We start from the raw sequence: 21,538 nt of genomic DNA, 5'->3' as shown, positions 1-21,538 counted from the left end.
TCGTCAAATAGAGGCCGAGGTGGCGGCAGTGAACCCAACCGCTCAGGTGCGGCGCGCGCTGATGCTCGTGACAGCGATCGTCATCGCGGCGGTCGGCGTGCTCGCCGTCCCGGCTCCCGCGCGGGCGGGCACGTTCAGCTCCGACATCACCGGCGTCTTCCTCACGCCGACCGGCCACCCCGGCCTGTGCGTCACGGCCACCTCGTCGCAGGCCGCGTCCCCCCTGCGTCTTCGGCCCTGCGGTGCCGACGATGCGCTGCAGCAGTGGACGGTCACCACCGACGACCGGATCCTGCTCACCTCGAACCCCTCCCGCTGCGTCGGCAACCCGAACAACGCCAGCAGTCAGGACACCTCGCTCGCCCTCACCTCCTCGTGCTCGGCCGGTGCCAACAACGCGACCTGGCCGTATCGGCTGGCGGCCGGTTCCGGCGCTCCCGCCGGTGCGTTCATGAACTCGTACGCGGGCGTCTGCATGACCGTCAGGGACGCGAACTTCGCCGACGGCGAGTGGGTCGTGCGCCGCACCTGCGGCAGCGGCAACGATCACCAGCGGTTCTCCATCGGCTCCGCCGACATGCGGGTCAGCGCCGTGACCAACCCGACCGGCAACGCGGGTGCGATCGTGCAGGCGCAGTTCCGCATCGAGAACCTCGGCCCCCAGGCGGCTCTCCGCAACAGCCTCGCGGTCACCGCCGACACCGGACTCAGCATCGGGAGCGTGCAGCGGTTCGACGCCGCCAGCACCGGCTATGGCGCGTGCACGGTCGCTTCGGCCACCGCCGCGTCGTGCCCCGGAGGCGGCGCCTGGGCGTCAGGCGGCACCGCGACCGTGTCCGTCAATGCGACGATTCCTCAGGACGCCGCTGCCGGCACCGTCTACCAGGTCTGCGCGGTCAACACGCTCGCCCCGGCCAACGACCGCGACCAAGGGAACGACTCCGCCTGCGCCGAGGTCACCGTCAACCACCGAGTCTCCAACCTCGCGATGACCTCCGCCGTCACCGGCGGCCAGACCGCCGGCGCCGAAGTCGAACCCGGTGCCGCCGTGCAGGTCCCGTTCACCCTCACCAACCACGGCCCCGACACCGCCGGCGTCCCCAAGGTCACCTTCGAGGTGCCGGCCGACTTCACCGTCACCGGCCTCACCACACCCGCGTCCGGCTGGACCTGCGTTCGCGCCGCCCGCACCTGCACCGGCCCCGCCGACACCTTCGCGAACACCCTCACTGCGGTGTTCACCGTGGCCGGGACCATCGCTTCAGGACTCAGCGCCGGTGACCCCCTCGGCGACATCACCGCCACTGCCTCCGTCTCCGGCAAGTCGAGGGACACCGAGTCCGGGGACGACACGGCCACCACCACCCTCACCGCCGACCCGGACGTCACCGTGGACGTCGCCAAGACCGGCGCCGCCACCGCGGACCCCGGCGGCCCCATCGAGTACACCGTCACCGTCGACAACACCGGCGCGACCGGACTCGTCGGGGCCAGCGTCACCGACACCGTCCCCGCCGACGTCAGCGTCACTTCCTGGTCCTGCACCGCCACTGGGTCCGGCGCCTGCGGCACCGCCTCGGGAACCGGGAACGACATCGCCACCACCGTCGACGTTCCCGCCGGCGAACAGGCCGTCATCACCATCGGCGGCACCGTCGAAACCGCAGCCGCCGGGACCACCGTCACCAACGCCGCCACCGTGACGATGCCCTCCGGCATCGGCGGCGGCAGCGTCACCGGGTCCACGGACACCACCGTCACCGACTTCACCGACCTCGCCGCCACGTCCGAGCCGGTCACCCTCGCGCCCGGCACCTCCGGCACCGTCACCGCCACCGTTCGCAACGAAGACCTGACCAACGCGGCCGGCGCCGCCACCGTCACGCTCACGTTCCCCGACGGCGTCACCGTCTCAGGCCTCGACGCCCGCTGCACCGACAACGGCGACGGCACCGCAACCTGCACGATCCCCGCCGCGACCCTCACCGCAGGCGCCACCACCGACCTCGCCTTCACCGCCGCCCTCCCCGCCGACACCGCCACCGGCACCGTTCTCACCGGCAGCGCCGCGATCGACTACGCGCTCGACGACGACACGGGCGACAACACCGCCGATCTCACCGTGAACGCGGGCGACGCCGTCGTCGACTTCGACATCACCGCCTCCGACGCCGACACCGTCGTCCCCGGAGAGACCGGCACCGTCACCTTCACCCTCCGCAACAACGGACCCTCCACTACAGACACCGCTACGACCGCGACCCTCCGCGCCCCGCCCGCCGCCACCTGGGACGGCGGCCAACCCGCCGAGTGCACCGCCACGGCCGACCGCGAACTCACCTGCACCCTCCCCGCCGGAGCGGCGCCAGGCTCCGAGACCGAACTGACCCTCGCCTACACAGTGGACGCCGCAGCACAGGAAGGCACCGCCGCCGGCACCGGACTCGTCCACAACGGCCAAGACACGACCGCCGCCAACGACGCCGCCGAATGGCAGATCGCCATCGCCGCTCCCGCAGCCGACCTGAGCATTGACAAGACCGCCGCCTCCAGCAGCGTCACCCCCGGCGACCGGTTCGACTACACGCTCACCGTCCACAACGACGGCCCCTCCGCCGCCGTCGACGCCACCGTGACCGACGCGCTGCCGCCGCAGCTGACCTACGTCGCCGCCACCGGGACCGGCGCGACCTGCGAAGCCTCCGGCCAGACCGTCACCTGCGCCTACGCCTCGCTCGCGCCCGGCACCCGGACCATCACGCTCACCGCGCAGATCGACCCCGCCTACACCGGCAGCGGCACCGACCTGCCCAACAGCGCCACCGCCACCGCCGCCACCGCCGACCCCGACACGGCGAACAACACCTCGGGCACCGTCAACCCCGCCGTCGGCGCCGCCGCCGCGGACCTCGCCCTCACGAAGCAGACCACGACCGACACGCCCGTCGCCCCCGGCGAGACCTTCGCCTACCTCCTCGAAGCCGTCAACGACGGACCCTCGACCGCCACCGGCGCGGTCGTCACCGACGACCTGCCCGCCGCGCTCGCATTCGTCTCCTCCGAGTCCGGATGCACCGGCACCGCAGGCGAATACGGCGGCAGCGTCACCTGCGCCCCCGGGACGATCGCCGTCGGCGGCGAAGTCGAACTCCTGGTGGTGGTCCAGCTCGACCCCGCCTACGCGGGCACCGGATCCGACGCCGCCGTGACCAACACGGCCTCGATCAGCGCTGACACGCCCGACCCGGACGCCGGGAACAACGCGCCCGCCGCGGGGCTGCCCGGAGGCGCCCTCGCCGCCGCACGCACGGACCTCTCGGTCAGCACGATCGCCCGCACCGCCGATACGGTCGCGCCCGGCGAATCCATCGTCTACACGATCACCGTGGCGAACGACGGGCCCTCGACCGCCACGGGCATCGCAGTCTTTGACACGCTGCCCTCCGGGACGGTCTTCGCGTCCTCACCGGACGGGTGCACCGCCACCGGCCAGACCGTCACCTGCCCGCAGATCGCCTCGCTCGCACCGGGTTCGGCCGCCGCGTTCGAAGTGCTCGCGAACGTCGCGCCCGGTTACACCGGCGACGGCGCCGACCTTGCGAACGCGGCCACCGTGACCTCGCCGAACACCGTCGACCCGGACACGGCGAACAACACCAGCTCGGCGACGCTCGCCGCAGGCGGTGTGACCGCTCCGTCCGCAGACCTGGCCATCACCAAGTCCAGTGCGGGCGACGCCGGAGGCGTCGCCCCCGGCGAGACGTTCACCTACACGCTCACCGTCACCAACCACGGCCCGAGCGACGCCGCGGACGTCACCGTCACCGACGACCTTCCCGCCCCGGTCGCGTTCGTGTCGGCCGACGGCTGCACCGGCACCGGCGGCCTGTACGGCGGCACCGTGACCTGCGGGCCGCTCGCCGCCCTGCCCGCGACACAGGGGAGCAACACCGTCGAGTACGTCCTCACCGTGCGGCTCAACCCCATATACGAGGGCATCGGCACCGACGTGGTGAACGCCGCGTCCGTCACGGCCGACACCGCCGACCCCGACAGCGCCGACAACAGCACCGACCTGAGCGGCGTGCCGAGCCTCGCCGCCGGCAGCGCGGACCTCGCGGTGGACAAGACCGTGGTCGGCTCGCCCACGGTCGCCCCGGGCGAGACCTTCGACTACCGGATCAGCGTGAGCAACGCCGGTCCGTCGGTGTCCGTGAATCCGACGGTCACCGACACCCTCGGCGCGGGCATGTCGTGGGAGACCCATCCGAGCGGCTGCACCGTCGACGGACCGACGCTCACCTGCCCGCCGAGCGCCCTGGGGGCGCTCCAACTCCCCGTGCTCGGGACGGCCGGCTTCGACACCACCGTCAGAGTGGACCCCGGCTTCGAGACCGGCACCTTGACCAACACGGCGACCGTTGCGGCCGACACCGCCGACCCCGACAGCGCCGACAACAGCGTGACCGTCACCGGCGGCGTCACCGTGAGCGCGGCCTCCGCCGACCTCGACACCACGACCACGCTCGTCACCGCGGGCGAGGTCCCGCCGGGCGGCACCCTCGAATACGCGATCGCGGTGCACAACGCCGGACCCTCGGACGCCGCCGAAGTGACCACTGTGGATGAACTTCCGACCGGCCTGACTTTCGCAGGCGCGCCGAACGACGCCTGCACCGCGGACGGACAGACCGTGACTTGCGCCCCGAGCGCCACCGTCCCGGCCGGGGAGACCGTCAGCCGAGTCTTCCGGGCCACCGTCGACCCCGCCTACACCGGCACGGGATCCGACCTCGGCAACAGCGCGACCGCCACTTCCGCCTCCACCGCCGACCCGGACACTGCGGACAACACCTCCGCGGAGGTGTTCCCGAGCATCGGCGCGCCCTCGGCGGACCTGCGGATGACCAAGCAGATCAACACGACCGGTGCCGTCGTGCCCGGCGGCACCTTCCAGTACGCGCTCACCGTCGAGAACCAGGGCCCGTCCGTCGCCGCGAACGCGGTCCTGACCGACACGCTCGACGACGACCTCGCCTTCGTCTCGTCCACACCGGACGAATGCACGGCCTCCGGCCAGAACGTCACCTGCGCCCACGCGGAAGCGCTGCCGGTCGAATCGCACACCTGGGTGCTCACCGTGCGCCTCTCGCCGGACTACACCGGGGACGGCTCCGACATCGCCAACACCGCCGCGGTCGCCGCGGACACCGCCGATCCTCAGCCTGCGAACAACACCGGCACCGCCGCGGCCGGGACCCTCACGGTCGCCGCTCCGAGCGCGGACGTCGCCCTCGCCGCGGCCGCAGCCGGTACCGACGCGGTCGCCCCCGGCGAATCCTTCGACTACACGCTCACCGTCGCGAACGCCGGGCCTTCGACCGCCACCGGCGTCGCCGTCACCGACACTCTTCCCGCCGGCATCGCCTTCGTCTCCAGCGGCGACTGCACCGCCAACGGCCAGAACCTCGACTGCACCACAGTGGACTCGCTCGCGGTCGGGGCGCAGGCGGCCCTCACGATCACCGTGCGCGTCGACCCCGGCTACACCGGCACCGGCGACGACCTCGTGAACACGGCGACCGCGACACCGGCCACGGCCGATCCGGATCCTGTGAACAACACCGGGACGGCGACGGTCCCCGGCGGCGCCGTGGCAGCCCCGCGCGCAGACGTGAGCCTGACCAACGCCGTCGTCGGCACCGACCCGATCGTGCCCGGCGGCACCTTCGACTACACGCTCACCGTCGCGAACGCCGGGCCCTCGACCGCCACCGGCATCGCCGTCACCGACACGCTGCCCGCCGGCATCGCCTTCGTCTCCAGCGGCGACTGCACCGCCGGCACCAACTACGGCGCCACCGTCACCTGCGCCACAGTGGACTCGCTAGCGGTCGGCGCCGAAGCCGCGTACACCCTCACCGTCAAACTCGACCCGACCTACACCGGCACCGGCGACGACCTCGTGAACACGGCGACCGCGACACCGGCCACGGCCGATCCGGACACCGCGAACAACACCGGCACCGCCACCGTCCCCGGCGGCTCGGTCGCCGCCCCCGAGGCCGCCGTCTCGATCGCCAAGACCGGGGGCGGTCCCGTGGTCGCGGGCAGCGCCGGCGAATTCACGATCACCGTCGCCAACGCCGGGCCTTCGGCCGCCCAGGACGTGACCGTCACCGACACGCTCCCGACCGGCCTGGCCTTCGCGTCCGCCGCCGGCGTGACCTGCACCGCCGACGGCGGCGTCGTGACCTGCCCGCTCGGCACCGTGAACGCCGGCGATCAGGTCGCCTTCACCGTCGTCATCGGCGTGGACGCGGCCGCCGCCGACGGATCGGTGCTCACCGCGGCGGCCGAGGTCGCGACGAGCACCGCCAACTCCTCCGGCGACACGACCGCGAGCGCCGACTTCGCCGTCACGGCCGAAGCGGGCGTCTCGCTCGCGAAGACCCCGCCGGCCTCGATGACGGCGGGCGGGCAGGCCGTCTACGCCTTCACCGTCCAGAACCAGGGGCCGTCCGACGCGACCGGCGTCTCGCTCGTCGGCGCGCTCGACCCCTCGCTGACGTTCGTCTCCGCCGCGGGCGCCAGCTGTTCGGTCGCCGGATCGGACCTCACGTGCGAGGTCGGCACCGTCGCCGACGGCGCGACGGCGTCGGTCGAGGTGACCGTCCGGGTCGGCTCCGGCACGCCCGCGGGCACGCAGATCGGCCTCACCGCCACGCTCACCACCGCGACCGCCAACACGTCCCCGGACACGACGGCGGTCGCGACCGGCCCGCCGGTCAGCGCGAGCGCCGACCTGGCGGCGTCGATCACCAACGTGCGCACCACCCCCGTGGTTCCCGGGGAGGCGTTCGAGTACCGGTTGCGGGCCACGAACAACGGCCCTTCGGTCGCGGCGGGCTCGGTCGTCACCCACCAGCTCCCGCGGGCGCTCGCCTTCGTGTCCTCACCGGACGACTGCACCGGCGACCCGGGGGTCTATCGCGGCGCGGTCGTCACCTGCCGTGCGGACGGCACGCTCGAGGTCGGCGAGAGCGCCGAGTTCACGGTCATGGTGCGGCTCCACCCGGCGCTGCAGGGCAACGGCTCCCGCGTCTTGAGCCGGGCGACGGCGGCCTCCGACACGCCCGATCCGGTGAGCGCCAACAACACCCGGTCCGCGCGCCTGCCCACCGGGGCGGCCGCCGCGCCGCTCGCCGACCTGTCCATCGTCAAGACGCTGGACGCCACGGGTCCGGTCACGCCCGGCGACACCTTCACCTACTCGATCACGATCGCCAACGCCGGGCCTTCGGCCGCCGCGGGCGTGACGCTCACCGACACGCTGCCCGACCCGCTCACCTGGGTCCAGGCCGACTCGGGCGTCTCGGCCCCCTGCCAGGCCGAAGGCCAGACGATCACCTGCAATACGAGCGCGCTGATCCCTGTCGGCTTCAGCCGGACCCTCAACATGACCGTCACACTGGACCCCGCCTATACCGGCGACGGCTCCGATCTCATCAACAGCGCGTCCATCTCGTCGGCCACCGCCGACCCGCAGCAGGGCGACAACACCACGACCGCCGACGCCGTCGCGGTGGACGCGCCCAGCGGCGACCTCATGCTCACCCAGGGCTTCGCCGCCTTCCCTGGCAGCCAGATCGCGCCCGGCCAGACCACGGACAACCTGCTGAGCCTCAACAACTACGGGGTCTCGACGGCGACGAATGTGGTCGTCTCGCACCAACTGCCGCCCGAGCTCGCGTTCGTGTCCTCGTTCGACGGCTGCACCGGTGAGCCCGGGGTCTACGGCGGCACCATCACCTGCCCGACGATCGACCGGCTCGAACCCAACGAGTCCGTCTTCTTCATCGTCACCGTCAGGCTCAAGCCGGACTACGTCGGCGACGGCGGGGACATCGACAGCGACGCCAATGTCGACTCCGCCAACGACGACCCGGCCCCGCCGAACAACACCGCGCCGGCGGACATGGACGGCGGCGTCAGCGTGCCCCGTTCCGACCTGTCGATCACCAAGACCGCCCCGGACGCGATGATCGCTGGCCGGGAGGCGACGTGGACGATCGACGTGGGCAACAGCGGCCCCTCTACGGCCACCGGTGTCACGGTCACCGACGAACTCGATCCGAACACCGAGTTCGTGGCGGCGTCGCCGGACGTCTGCTCGGCCGCGGGCGGTCAGGTCACGTGTGACCTCGGCTCGCTCGACCCAGGGGTGACCTCCACCATCGACCTCACTGTTATGGTCGACGGCGAGGCCGACAGCGGCACCATGATCGCGAACACCGCGTCGGTCGCAGCCGACACCGACCCCGAAGGCGACACCGACACCGCGGTCGGCCCTCCGGTGCGGGTCGTCACCGACCTCGCCATCGCCAAGGAGCTCGACCCCGACACCGCCGGTCCGGTCACTCCCGGCACCGACTTCGGCTACCTGGTCACCATCGAGAACCTCGGCCAAGCCGAATCCGCCGAGAACGTGACCTTCACCGAGTCGCTGCCCGCGGCGCTCGACTTCGTCGAAGCGACGAACGCCGACACCGGCGAGCGGCTCGACTGCGAAGCCGAAGGCGACACGGTCGCGTGCGCCCTCGCCGAGTCCCTAGCACCAGGCGCTACGGCGACGGCCGCCGTGACCGTGCGCCTCGACCCCGCTTACCGGGGCGGGGGCGACGACGTCACCAACACGGTCGGCGTGTCCTCCGACGCGGTCGACCCCGACAGCGAGAACGACACCGCCTCGGCCACCGGCGTGCCCGGCGGTGTGGGAGACCCCGTCTACGACCGGGTGGTCACCGTGACCGAAGGCCGGCCGGCCCCGCCCGGGGGCACGACCACGGTCGACGTCGCCGTCGAGTCGACGGGACCCTCCACCATGGATGGTCCGACCACCGTGACGATCGGGATGCCCGAACACGTCGGCGCCGACGGCGCCGAGCTGCCGTCCGAATGCGCCGACGCCGGCCGCGACACCGTGGTCTGCACCATCGACACGGACCCGGCACCGCAGTCCGAAGCCGCTGCGACGCGCCAGACTGAGGCGGCGGTCGCCGAAGCGAGCCCGGTCGCGCGTTGGACCGGCTCGATCACGCTCGCCGTCGATGACGACGCCGCACCGTCGACGTACCTGGCCGGCGGTATCGCGGAACTGAACGCGGACCCGAACGACTCGGACGGGACGACTGACACCATCGTCTGGGGCGTCCGGACGGCGGCCGCCGCTGTGGACGGTGAACGCCCGGTAGGAGATGGGGATTCGAACGACAGGGGTTCGAACGACGGAGCCTTGGTGACGACCGGCGGCGACTCGCTCGCCATCGCCCTCACCGGAGTCGGCGCGATCGTGACCGGCCTGGTCATCTCTGCGGCGGTGACGCGCCGACGCGGCGCGCGACGGTAACGCCTGACTTCGGTCGTGTCGTCCGCTCCAGGGGCGCGCGGTGGGCTACAACAGAACCCGGAACCGAAGGGGGAGGGGCCATGCGGCACTGGTATCGAATGGCGGCGGGCGCGGTGGGACTCGCGGCGGTCCTGGGAGCCGCCCCGGCGCAGGCGGCCGACGACGGTCCGATCGCGATCACGATCGTGCGCGAAGGCGACCCGGGCGCCGACATCCGCGAGGGCGACCTCGTCGACTATGCGATCACGTTGGAGAACACCGGCGAAGCGGCCCTTGAGGGTCTGCAGGTCTCGCACCTGCTGCCGGCCGGTTTCGCGCTCCGCGACGCCCAGCCGTCCCCCGACCGCTTGAACGGGGCCGTCGGATGGACCGTCTCGCTGGGACCGGGGGAGCGGATCGCGATCGCCGACAGCGTCGAAGCGGGCACCGGCGACCAGATCGAACAGGGGCAGCTCGTCGTCGTCGAGCAGCCCGACCGGTCGGCCGCGTCGGGCGACGGTACGGGCTTCACCACCACGGTGTGCGTGGCGGCCGCCGACGGCGGCGAGATCCTCGGCTGCGCCAGCGACCAAGCGGCCCTGCTCGACCCGGAGCCGGCGACCGGTCCCGCCTGGTGGTGGTGGGCGGCGGCAGCGGTGGCCGCGGCGGCCCTAGCGGCGGGCGGCGTGCTGCTCGGACGGAGAATCCGCAAGACCCGCACGCGGAACGCGTGAGCGGGCGGGTTTCGGTCCGTCCGAAGGAGTGAGACGGGGAAGGCGGATCTGCACCGGTGTGCGGCGTCCAGTTCGAACGGTACGCTCCGCTCCGCTGGACGCCGCGCACTCGGTGACGCCTTACGTGGTGATGAAGAGCATCCGGTTCGGGCTGCCGGCCGGATCGATGACCTCATTGGCGGTGGCGTTGCCGTTCAATGCCGACGCCACGGTCGCCGGGCTCGCGGTCGGATTGGCCGCCAGGTAGATCGCCGCCGCTCCGGCCACGTGCGGCACCGCGATCGAGGTGCCGGACAGCCTGGTGGTGACGCCGAAGAGGAAATCCGACCGGACGTTGACCCCGGGCGCGAACATGTCGACGCAGGTGCCGAAGTTCGAGAACGAGGCGCGCACGTCGGTCGAGTCCGTGGCCGCCACGGTCAGCGCCCCGGTCACTCGCGCCGGCGAGTATCCGCAGGCGTCGACGTTGCTGTTGCCGGCGGCGACCGCGTAGGTGACCCCCGATGCGATGGACGCCGTCACCGCGGTGTCGACCGCTTGACTCGCGCTCGAGGTCAGGCTCATGGTGGCGACGGCGGGCTTCACGGCGTTCGCCGTGACCCACTCGACGCCGCCGATGATCGAGATGTTGTCGCTCGTGCCGGAGCAGTTGAACACCTGGACGGGCACCAGCTGCACCTGCTTGGCGATGCCGTAGAGCGTGCCCCCGACCGTGCCCGCGATGTGGGTGCCGTGGCCGTGGCAGTCCCGGGAGCTCCCGTCGGGGACGATGGTGCTGTACCCGGGATCCAGTCGGCCCGCGAAGTCCGCGTGGTCGAGCCAGATGCCGGTGTCGATGATGTAGGCGTGCACGCCCGCCCCGGTGTTGGGGTAGGTGAAGGACGCGTCGAGCGGCAGCGTGCGCTGGTCGACCCGGTCCTCGCCCCAGCCCGGCGGGTTGAGCTGCGTGGCGGCGAGCTCGACCCGCTTGTTCTGCTCGACGTAGTCCACGGCGGGATCGGCGGCGAGGCGCTCGGCGTCGGCCGCGTCCATGTGGACGGCGACGGCGTCGATGGAGTCGAAGCGGGTCTCGATTCGGCCTTCGTACCGGGACACGAGCGCGTCGAGCGCTTCGACCGTCTCGGCGGTGTCCTCGAAGGCGACGATGTACTCGCCTCGGATGGCGTTCGGATCGTCGGCGCCGATGACCTCGGCGGCGCGTGCTTGGACCGGCGAGGCGGCGAGCGCGATGCCCACCCCCACCACGGTCGCTGTGGCGATGAGATAGCGGATCGATTTTCCGGACTTGCGGCTGCCCATGGGCATCACCCTTCTGCAGGAACCAGTAATAGGCTCGGCTCGCAGGGACGCTGAGCCTTGTCAGACTCGTCCAACTCCAAGTCAAGCTACTCCCAGAGCAGAGAGGACAGTCCACAAAAGAGTGAATTTCAGATGGTTCCGACTCGATGGGGTGAGGGTCGGTCCTACGAGAAAGTGGATGGTCCGATATGGGGTGGCACCACCAGGACTTTCGGTATTGATTGAAAAAATTTCTGTGGTTACCGTCACTTTTGCCTGCCCCGCTCGTTACACCTCTTATGACCCCCGGGTGTGACCGGCGACCCCGCGGGTCCGCATGACGCGAATCGAACGCCGCCCGACTCGGCGGCGGTTCGGCGCCCTGCTTCCCGTCCCCCGCGGGCGGGAAGTTCCGTCCGCGGGAGATGCACCCACCATGAAAGGACCTCGTGACGTGAAAACCATTGTCGTCTACGTCAAGACGCCCGGAGCCGGCCAGCGCATCGCGGCCTCTGCGGCCGAGACGGACCTCAAGCCGAAGGTCAAGGTCGTCGACTGCGCTCCGGCGCTGTTCATGGAGCTCAGCCGGGGCGGCGTGGACGTCGTCCTGATCGATGCCGCCCTCGCCGTCCCCGACCCGGTCAAGTTCACCCGCTCCGTCCGCACCCGCTTCCCCTCCGCGGGTCTGCTGTTCACCGGTGCCGCCAACCCGCAGATGGCGGCCGCGCTCGCCGCCGCCGGAGCGCTCGGGGTCATGCGCGCGGTGAACGGGGGCGACGACCTGCTCGTGGCCTTCACGCACGCCGTTGTCCTGGCCCGCCAGCGGCTGAAGAACACCACCGCGCCGGCGAAACGCCAGCGCCCGCGTCCGGCGGCGGCGGTGCTGTCCGATCGCGAGTTCCAGATCCTCACCGGACTGACCGAGGGCAAGCGCAACGCCGAGATCGCCGGCGACCTCCTGGTCTCGGAGGACACGGTCAAGACGCATGCGAAGGGGCTGTACCGCAAGCTCGGCGCCCGCGACCGCGCCCACGCCGTGGCGATCGCCTTCCGCACCGGCCTGGTCGCCTGAGGCGCATCGGCCGTGAACCGTTGCCGCCCTAGCGGTGGCCTCTAAACGACAGGAGGGGTTTCCCTGCCACCTTCATTATCTATCACTCCGAGCGCGGAACCTCCTGTACCGGGGGCCGGATAGAGCGTCTGACCTGCTGCACAATGGGCGGACGGGGCCAAGCCGCTCGAACAGAGGAGCCATGGAATGCGCGTACTGCTCGCCTCCCGCGGGTCTCGCGGTGACATCGAACCGCTCGCCGGACTCGCCGCCCGCCTGGTCGCCAGAGACGCCGAGGTGGTGGTCGCCGCGCCGCCGGACCGCGAGATCGCCGACCTGGTCGCCCGCGCCGGCGCGCGGCACCTCCCGGTCGATGCGCCGATCCGCGAGATGGTCCAGTCCATCGCGAAGGGGACCGGCCCCAGCATGCAGCAGCACATCCGGGAGATCCTCGAGTCGCACGGCCCGGCCCTCACGGAGATCGCCGAGTCCGGATGCGACGCGATCGTCGCGACCGGCCTGTTCCCCGTGGTCGCCGCCGCCCAGGCGGTCGCCGAACGGTTCGGCATCCCGTTCGCCAGCGCCGCCCTCCAGCCGACGACCCTGCCCTCCCACGCGCAGCGGCCGTCTCCCATGCCCGGCTGGCCTCTTCCCGAAGGAGTGAGCGACAACCGCGAACTCTGGGAATGGGACAAGCGGAAGATGCAGGCGACCTTCGGCGAGCCGGTCAACGGGTACCGCACCGCGATCGGGGTGCCCCCGACCGAGGACGTGCGCACCCGCACCCTGACCGACCACCGCTGGCTCGCCACCGACCCGGTCCTGAGCCCGTGGGAGCCGACCGACCTCATCGAGGTCGAGCAGACCGGCGCCTGGATCCTCCCTGACGAGCGCCCGCTCCCCGCCGGTTTGGAGGCGTTCCTCGAGGCGGGAGAGCCGCCGGTCTACGCCGGGTTCGGCAGCATCCCGGTCCGCGACGCCGAGGAGGCGGCCCGCGCCGTCGTGGAATCGATCCGAGCGCATGGGCGCCGCGCGGTCCTCTCGCGCGGCTGGGCCCGCCTCGCGCCGATCGACGAAGGCGAAGACTGCTTCGTCGTCGACGAGGTGAACCAGCAGGCGCTGTTCGCGCGAGCCGCCGCGATCATCCACCACGGCGGGGCCGGCACGACCCACACCGCGACCCGCTCCGGGACGCCGCAAGTGGTCGTGCCGCAGGTCGTCGACCAGCCCTACTGGGCCGGCCGCGTCGCCGCGCTCGGCATCGGCGCCGTCCACGACGGGCCCGTCCCCGCCACCGAGACCCTTACGGCCGCACTGGGAACGGCCCTCGCGCCCCAGACGCGCCGGCGCGCCGCCGAAGTCGGCCCGATGATCCGCACCGACGGCGCGGCGGTGGCGGCGGACCTCGTCCTCGACATGTCCGTCTAGGCCGGCCGGCGCCTGAGGCTATCGCGGCCGGAGTCCGGATCGGTAGGCTGTGGAAGCCGCGCATCACCCCGCGCGGCTCACCCCGGCCTGCGGGCAGGATGGACCCCCGTTGGGAACGAGTCTTTTGGAGGGCGTGCGTGGCGAACACGGCTGACAAGCCGAACATTCGGCAGGTGGCGCAGATCGCCGGCGTCTCGCACATGACCGTGTCCCGGGTGCTCAACAACTACCCGCACATCAAGGAGGCCACGAGGCGCCGCGTCCTCGAGGTCATCGAAGAGCTCGACTACCGCCCCAACATGGCCGCGCGCGCCCTCGCGACGCAGAAGAGCCAGCGCATCGGCGTCCTCGTCGAGAGCACGGTCGGGTTCGGGCCGACCAGCACCCTGCGGGCGCTGCAGTCCACCGCGCGCGCCTCCGGCTACGCCGTCAGCTCGATCGCCCTCGGGGACGGCGACGAGCTCTCCCCGCAGCAGGCCCTCGACAACCTCACCACCCAGGGCATCGACGCGCTCTGCGTCGTCGCCCCCCGCTCGTCCTCCATCGCGGCCCTCCGCAAACTCTCCATCGGCATCCCCGTCCTGGTCGTCAAGCCGGACATGGACCCCTCCTTCCTCACCGTCTCGGTCGACCAGCAGCAGGGGGCCGCGCTCGCCGTCGACCACCTCGTCTCGCTGGGGCACCGCGACATCATCCACGTCTCCGGCCCCCTCGACTGGCTCGACGCGCGCGCCCGCGAGCGGGCGTTCCACGCGCGCGCCAAGGCCTGGGGGGTCCGGGAGCGGCCGATCGTGGTGGGCGACTGGACCGCCGACTTCGCCTACGACTTCGCCAAGGGCATCCGCGACCTGCCCGATTACACGGCGATCTTCGCCGCCAACGACGACATGGCGGTGGGGCTCGTGCACGGCCTGCACGATCGCGGTTTCGCCGTCCCCGACGAGATCAGCGTGGTCGGGTTCGACGACATCCCGTTGGCCTCGCACGTCCTCCCGCCGCTGACCACCGTGCGGCAGAACTTCCGGGCGCTGGGCGTCTCGGTCCTTGACATGCTGCGCGCGGCCATCGAGGATCGTGAGATCCCGCGGATGACGAAGATTCCCGCCGAACTGCTGGTGCGGTCCTCGACCGCACCTCCCCGGGGGAGGGGCCGATGAAGCTGGGGCGGCCCGTCGTGGAGATGACGGGCATAACCGTGGAGTTCTCCGGTGTGCGCGTGCTCGACCGCGTGGATCTCACGCTGCGCTCGGGCGAGATCCACGCGCTCATGGGCGAGAACGGCGCGGGCAAGTCGACGCTCATCGGCGCGCTGACCGGCACGCTCCCGATCCTCGCGGGCGAGGTGCGCATCTACGGCGAGGAGCGGACGCCCGCGGGCGTCGCGCGCAGCCGCGCCGAGGGCATCGCGACGGTCTTCCAGGAGACGCACCTGAGCCCGCACCTCACTGTGGCCGAGAACGTGATGATCGGCAACGAGGTGCGCGGGACGTTCGGCATCGACTGGAAGGCGAACCGCGCCCGCACCGCCGAGGTGCTCACCCGACTCGGGCTCGGCGACCTGGACCCGGGCCGGTCGCTGTCGTCGCTGTCGCCGGCGGTGAAGCAGCTCGTGGCCGTGGCGCGGGCGCTCGTGCTGGAGCCGCGGGTGCTCATCCTCGACGAGCCGACCTCCAGCCTCGACGCGGCCGAGGTGCAGACCCTCCTGCGGGTCGTGCGCGGCCTGCGCGACCGCGGCGTCGCCATCCTGTTCGTCTCGCACTTCCTGGAGCAGGTCTTCGAGATCGCCGACCGGATGACGGTGCTGCGCGAGGGCCGGTTCGTGGGGGAGTACCTCGCCGACGACCTCGATCATGCCGACCTCATCTCGAAGATGATCGGCGAGGACATCGCCGCGCTCAAGGCGCTGCGGTCGGAGCGGCTCGCGCACCACTACTCGGCCTCGGGCGATCCGACGCTGCGGGCTTCGGCCCTGGGCCGGCGCGGGACGCTGGACCCGACGGACCTGGAGCTCTCCCGCGGCGAGGTCGTGGGCTTCGCGGGGCTGCACGGTTCGGGCCGGACCGAGCTGGCCCGCCTCATGGGCGGCGCCGAGCGGGCCGACAGCGGCGAGCTGTGGGTCGACGGCGTCCGCGTGCACCTGCGCAGCCCGGGGGCCGCGCTGCGCTCGCGCATCGCCCTGTCGACGGAGAACCTCCGCGAGGAGGGGATCATCGGCGGGCTCACGGCGCGGGAGAACATCGTGCTCGCGCTCCAGGCGATGCGCGGGTGGTCGCGCCCGCTCTCGCGCGGGGAGCAGTCCGCGCTCATCGAGACGTACCTCGAGGCGCTGCACCTCTCGCCGCGCGACATCGACCGGCCGATCGAGGAGCTCTCGGGCGGCACGCAGCAGAAGATCCTGCTCGCGAGGCTGCTCGCGACGCGCCCGCACGTGCTCATCCTGGACGAGCCGACGCGCGGGATCGACATCGGCGCGAAGCTCGACATCCAGCGGCGCGTGGCCCAACTGGCGGGCGACGGGGTCGCGGTCGTGTTCATCTCCTCGCAGCTGGAGGAGGTCGTGCGGCTGAGCGACCGGATCGTGGTGCTCAAGGACCGGGAGAAGATCGGCGAGCTCAGCAACGGTCCCGGCGTCACCGTCGACACGATCGTGGAGATGATCGCGGCCGACCTCGACGGGGCGCCGGAGATGTAATCCGGTAACGGTTAGGACAACGCTCTTGTGTTCCGGATTTTGTTCCCGGTAACATAATTTTCGCCACGCAGCCCTGCCCCTCCGCTTCATCAGAACCGGCAGCGAGACCGCGTGGATTCGAACCCCGTCGGACGGACCCGCGTCCGACATCTCAAGGAGGAGAACCATGTCCGCAAAGCAGCGCATCGTCCAGGGGCTCGGTCTCGCGACCGCCGGCGCCCTGGCCCTCGGACTCACCGCCTGCGGCGGCGGCGAAGGCGGCGACGACGACGGCCTGACGACGATCGGCTTCGTCGCGGTCGGCCCCGAAGGCGCGTGGCGCGAGGCCAACGAGGCCAACATCCAGGACACCTTCACCGAGGACGCGGGCTACGAGCTCAAGTACGCCCCCGCGACCAACCTCGACCAGAAGTCGCAGATCGACGCCTTCACGTCGTTCGTCGACGAGGGCGTGGACGTCATCCTGCTCTCGGCCACCGAGGCCACCGGCTGGGAGGACTCGCTCAAGCGCGCGCAGGAGGCGGAGATCCCCGTGATCCTGCTCGACCGCGGCATCGAGCCCGACGACACCGACCTGTACGTCACCCGCATCGCCCCCGACAACATCGAGGTCTCCACCGCGGTCGCCGACTGGGCCGTCTCGGCGTTCCCCGACGGCGCGAACTACTTCGTGCTCGAAGGCCCCGCGGGCGTCTCCGTCGTCAATGAGCGCAACGAGGGCTTCGACGCCGTCGTCGGCGGTCAGCCGAGCCTGGTGAAGGTCGGCGCGCAGACCGCGAACTGGTCCACCGAAGAGGCCAAGGGCGTCGTCGAGACCGTCCTGAAGTCGAACAACAACGACGTCCAGTTCATCTTCGCCCAGAACGACGAGATGGGCCTCGGCGCCGTCCAGGCCGTGCAGGAAGCCGGCCTCACCCCCGGCGTCGACGTCAAGATCGCGACCATCGACGGCACCAAGAACGCCCTCACCGCGCTCGCCGCGGGCGAGCTGAGCTTCGTCGCCGAGTACAACCCGCTCTTCGGCGAGACCACCCTCGAGGTCGTCGAGCAGGTCCTCAACGGCGACGACGTCGAGTCCAGCATCGTCGTCCCGAGCGCGACCTTCGACTCGCCCGAGGCCGCCGAGACCGCGCTCCCCGACCGCAAGTTCTAGTCCCAGGACCGCAGTCAACCCCCGGTGCGGGGCCCTTCGGGGCCCCGCACCCAGACCACCCCGCGGCGCGTCCGCGGCGACAGGATGTGGAGCACGCGATGCCAGAATCGCTTCCGATCGTCGAGATGGTCGGCATCTCGATCTCGTTCCCGGGCGTGAAGGCGCTCGACGACGTGGGGTTCCGCCTCTTCCCCGGTGAGGTGCACTCCCTCATGGGCGAGAACGGCGCCGGGAAGTCGACGCTCATCAAGGCGCTCACGGGCGTGTACAAGATCGACGAGGGCGAGATCCGGATCGCGGGCGAACCGCGCCGCCTCGGCGGGACCGCCGACGCGCAGAGCGCGGGCATCTCCACGGTCTACCAGGAGGTCAACCTCTGCTCGAACCTCACCATCGGCGAGAACGTCATGCTGGGGCACGAGATCAAGGGCGCCGCCGGCATCAACTGGCGGGCCACGCACCGGGCCGCGCGCGAGACGCTCGAGAAGCTCGGTCTCGGCCACCTCGACCCCAAGCAGTCGCTCGCGACCCTGCCTCTGGCCGTGCAGCAGCTCGTCGCGATCAGCCGCTCGATGGTCGCCAAGTCGAAGGTGCTCATCCTCGACGAGCCGACCTCCAGCCTCGACGCCAACGAGGTCGAGCAGCTCTTCACCGTCATCCGGCGGCTGCGGGACCAGGGCGTGGCGATCCTCTTCGTCTCGCACTTCCTCGACCAGGTGTACGCGATCAGCGACCGGCTCACGGTCCTGCGCAACGGCCGTTTCGAAGGCGAGTACCGCACCGAGGAGCTCGACCGGGCCCGGCTCATCGCGACGATGATCGGCAAGGACATCGCGACGCTCAAGTCCCTCGACGCGAAGGCCTCCCGCCGCGTGCGCTCGGACGAGCCGCCGCTCTACTCCGCCAAAGGCATCGGCCGCAAAGGCGCGATCAGCGAGGTCGACATCGACCTCCACCGCGGCGAGGTCGTCGGCCTCGCCGGCCTCCTCGGCTCGGGCCGCACCGAACTGGCCCGCCTCATCTACGGCGCCGACCGCCCCGACTCCGGCGAGGTCACCCTCGACGGCGAGAAGGCCGAGATCACGACGCCCGCGAAGGCGCTCGCCCGGCACATCGCCCTCTCCAGCGAGAACCGCCGCGACGAGGGCATCATCCGCGACCTCAGCGTCCGCGAGAACCTCGTGCTCGCCGTGCAGGCCCGCCGCGGCTGGGCCCGCCCGCTCCCGCGGCGCGAGCAGGACGCCCTCGTCGAGAAGTACATCGCGGCGCTCGGCGTGCGCCCCGCCGACCCCGAGCGGCCCATCCGCCTGCTCTCGGGCGGCAACCAGCAGAAGGTCCTCCTGGGCCGCTGGCTCGCGACCGAACCCGAGCTGCTCATCCTCGACGAGCCGACCCGCGGCATCGACGTCGGCGCGAAGGCCGAGATCCAGGAGTACGTCGCGGCGCTCGCCGACGACGGCCTCGCGGTCGTCTTCATCTCCTCGGAGCTCGAGGAGGTCGTCCGGCAGTCCGACCGCATCATCGTCCTCAAGGACCGCAGGAAGATCGCCGAAATCGAAGGCGGGCACGGGGTGTCCGCCGATTCCATCGTCACGATCATCGCCGAGGACGCCCTCGGCGACGAGCGCGCGGACGCCGTCGTCCGCGAGGAGGTCACATCATGAGCGCGAACGCGCGCGGCCCGGTCGAGGCGCTGAAGGGCCTCGTCCGCCGCCAGTACTTCTGGGGCATCGTGGCCGTCGCGCTGCTGCTCCTCGTCAACCTGGTCAAGGACCCCGGCTACCTGGCCGTCTCGATCGGCCCCTCCGGCAACCTCGCCGGCAACGTCATCGACATCCTGCGGGCCGCGGCGCCGGTCATCCTCATCGCCGTCGGCATGTGCCTGGTCGTCGCCACCGGCGGCATCGACCTCTCGGTCGGGTCCGTCATGGTCGTCGCGGGCGCCGTCTCGATGGAGTTCCTCAAGGACGCGCCCGACACCGTAGGCTCGACCTTCACGGCCCTCGCCCTCGTCATCGCCGTCAGCGCCGCCCTCGGCGCGGTCAACGGCGTGCTCGTCTCGGTGGTCGGCCTGCAGCCGTTCATCTCGACGCTCGTCATCATGCTCGCGGGCCGCGGCCTCGCGAAGGTGATCACGGGCGGGCAGAACACGGCCGCGACGAACGAGACGTTCCGGTGGATCGCCAACGGCTACGTGTTCGGCCTCCCCGTCGTGTTCCTCCTCGCCCTGCTCGTGGCAGTCGGGGTGGGACTCCTCGTGCGGCGCAGCGCGCTCGGCCTCATGCTCGAGGCGATCGGCATGGACGCCAAGGCGGCCCGGCTCGCCGGCGTCAACCGCCGCGCGCTCCTGTTCACCGTCTACATCTTCGGCGGCGTCCTCGCCGGGTTCGCGGGGGTGTTCGCGACCGCGAGCGTCATGACCGTGGACGTCTCGCGCACCGGCTACCAGCTCGAACTCGACGCGATCCTCGCCGTGGTCATCGGCGGCACCTCGCTGGCGGGCGGCAAGTTCAACATCACCGGCGCGGTCGTCGGCGCGATCCTCATCGCGACGCTCGACAAGACCGTCGTGTTCCTCGGCGTCTCGTCCTCCGCGACGCCGGCCTTCAAGGCCATCGTCATCGTCGCGCTCTGCCTCCTCCAGTCGGAGCGGGTGCGGCGCGTGTTCCGCCAGCGCCGGGCCGCGGGCACCGCCCGCCCGGCCGAGCGAGAGGTCGTCGCAGCATGAGCACGCTCACCAGCCCTTCGGCCGAGGCGGCTCCCACGGGGATCCGCGCGCTCGCCAAGCGCGTCACGCCGCAGCTCGACACGCTGCCCACGGCGGCGGCGGTCGTCATCTTCGTCGGGATGATCGTCTACGGCGAGGCCGCGTACGGCCGCATCGTGCAGTTCAACACCTTGTCGAACCTGCTCATCAACAACGCGCACCTGGTCATCCTGGCCGTGGGCCTGACGTTCGTGATCGTCACCGGCGGCATCGACCTCTCGGTCGGCGCGGTCATCGCCATCAGCAGCGTCGCGGGCGTCATGCTCATCAACGCCGGTTGGAACCCGTGGCTGGCGATGCTCCTCATGGTGCTCATCGGCACCGCGTTCGGCACGGTCTCGGGCATCCTGATCCAGTACTTCCACGTCCAGCCGTTCATCGCGACGCTGGCGATGATGTTCCTCGGGCGCGGCCTGGCGTCGATGCTCAGCACCGAGCCGGAGCGGGTCCCCGACGACTCGCCGCTGCGCTCGCTCGGCGAGCAGCTGAAGATCTACGACGGCCCCAAGGTCAACGACATCGTGCTCACCCCGGGCGTGCTCATCGCGGCCGCGGTGGTCGCGGCGGCGTTCTTCATGCTCCACCGCACCCGCACGGGCCGCACGGTGTACGCCATCGGCGGGTCCGAGCAGTCGGCGGCGCTCATGGGCCTGCCGGTGGCCAAGACCAAGATGAGCGTCTACATCATCAGCGGCTCGCTCGCGGGCCTGGCGGCCGTCGTCTACACGGCGCGGCTGGGCAGCGCCCAGAACATCACGGGCATCGGCTGGGAGCTGGACGCGATCGCGGCCACGGTCATCGGCGGCACGCTCCTGACCGGCGGGGCGGGCTTCGTGCTCGGCTCGGTGGTCGGCGCGCTCGTGCTCGGCCTCATGAACGTCCTCATCACGCGCGACGGCGGCATCCCGCCGGAGGCGACGACCATCATCACCGGGGGCATCCTCCTCGTGTTCGTCCTGCTGCAGCGCGCCGTGCTCGCCCGGCGGCGCGAGTAGCGACACCGTCCGACCCGGCGTGCCGCCGCCCATCTCGGCGGCGCGCCGGAAT

11 protein-coding genes are annotated in these 21,538 nt (G+C 71.5%); 10 read left to right on the top strand and 1 reads right to left on the bottom strand.

Annotated elements, in window-relative coordinates; genetic code table 11:
- Window positions 1-28: 28 nt before the first annotated feature.
- On the top strand, window positions 29-9,409 hold the full coding sequence (locus J5V16_RS24985; RefSeq protein ID WP_208495898.1) for a ricin-type beta-trefoil lectin domain protein: 9,381 nt from the start codon (window positions 29-31) through the stop codon (window positions 9,407-9,409).
- Window positions 9,410-9,489: 80 nt separating this feature from the next.
- Window positions 9,490-10,122 carry a DUF11 domain-containing protein gene (locus tag J5V16_RS09555; protein ID WP_208495896.1) on the top strand — a complete coding sequence of 211 codons (633 nt, stop codon included), beginning with the start codon at window positions 9,490-9,492 and terminating at the stop codon, window positions 10,120-10,122.
- Window positions 10,123-10,242: 120 nt separating this feature from the next.
- Here the strand turns inward: J5V16_RS09555 and J5V16_RS09550 are convergent, their stop codons facing one another.
- Entirely contained in the window at window positions 10,243-11,421 is a 1,179-nt protein-coding gene (locus J5V16_RS09550; protein WP_208495894.1) for a S8 family peptidase, read from the bottom strand.
- A gap of 433 nt (window positions 11,422-11,854) precedes the next feature.
- Between J5V16_RS09550 and J5V16_RS25440 the strand changes: the two genes are divergently transcribed.
- The 8 genes from J5V16_RS25440 (at window position 11,855) to J5V16_RS09510 (ending at window position 21,486) form a co-directional block, all read left to right on the top strand.
- Complete coding sequence (locus J5V16_RS25440) at window positions 11,855-12,472, top strand: helix-turn-helix transcriptional regulator (RefSeq protein ID WP_307792910.1); 618 nt, start codon at window positions 11,855-11,857, stop codon at window positions 12,470-12,472.
- A gap of 186 nt (window positions 12,473-12,658) precedes the next feature.
- Window positions 12,659-13,879 carry a glycosyltransferase gene (locus J5V16_RS09540; protein ID WP_208495892.1) on the top strand — a complete coding sequence of 407 codons (1,221 nt, stop codon included), beginning with the start codon at window positions 12,659-12,661 and terminating at the stop codon, window positions 13,877-13,879.
- Between the two features lie 137 nt (window positions 13,880-14,016).
- Window positions 14,017-15,036 carry a LacI family DNA-binding transcriptional regulator gene (locus J5V16_RS09535; RefSeq protein ID WP_208495890.1) on the top strand — a complete coding sequence of 340 codons (1,020 nt, stop codon included), beginning with the start codon at window positions 14,017-14,019 and terminating at the stop codon, window positions 15,034-15,036.
- Complete coding sequence (locus J5V16_RS09530; RefSeq protein ID WP_208495888.1) at window positions 15,033-16,571, top strand: sugar ABC transporter ATP-binding protein; 1,539 nt, start codon at window positions 15,033-15,035, stop codon at window positions 16,569-16,571. Before J5V16_RS09535 ends, J5V16_RS09530 begins: the two co-directional genes overlap by 4 nt.
- Before the next feature lie 166 nt (window positions 16,572-16,737).
- Window positions 16,738-17,724 (top strand): ABC transporter substrate-binding protein, encoded by a 987-nt coding sequence (locus J5V16_RS09525; protein WP_208495887.1) that lies wholly within the window; start codon window positions 16,738-16,740, stop codon window positions 17,722-17,724.
- Between the two features lie 98 nt (window positions 17,725-17,822).
- On the top strand, window positions 17,823-19,388 hold the full coding sequence (locus J5V16_RS09520) for a sugar ABC transporter ATP-binding protein (protein WP_208495886.1): 1,566 nt from the start codon (window positions 17,823-17,825) through the stop codon (window positions 19,386-19,388).
- Entirely contained in the window at window positions 19,385-20,452 is a 1,068-nt protein-coding gene (locus J5V16_RS09515) for an ABC transporter permease (protein WP_208495885.1), read from the top strand. Before J5V16_RS09520 ends, J5V16_RS09515 begins: the two co-directional genes overlap by 4 nt.
- Entirely contained in the window at window positions 20,449-21,486 is a 1,038-nt protein-coding gene (locus tag J5V16_RS09510) for an ABC transporter permease subunit (protein ID WP_208495883.1), read from the top strand. Before J5V16_RS09515 ends, J5V16_RS09510 begins: the two co-directional genes overlap by 4 nt.
- Window positions 21,487-21,538: the final 52 nt, after the last annotated feature.

Origin of the sequence: Glycomyces niveus, assembly GCF_017592475.1 — a bacterium.
GTDB lineage: Bacteria > Actinomycetota > Actinomycetes > Mycobacteriales > Micromonosporaceae > Glycomyces > Glycomyces niveus.
This window is presented reverse-complemented; position numbering and strand designations above follow the sequence as displayed.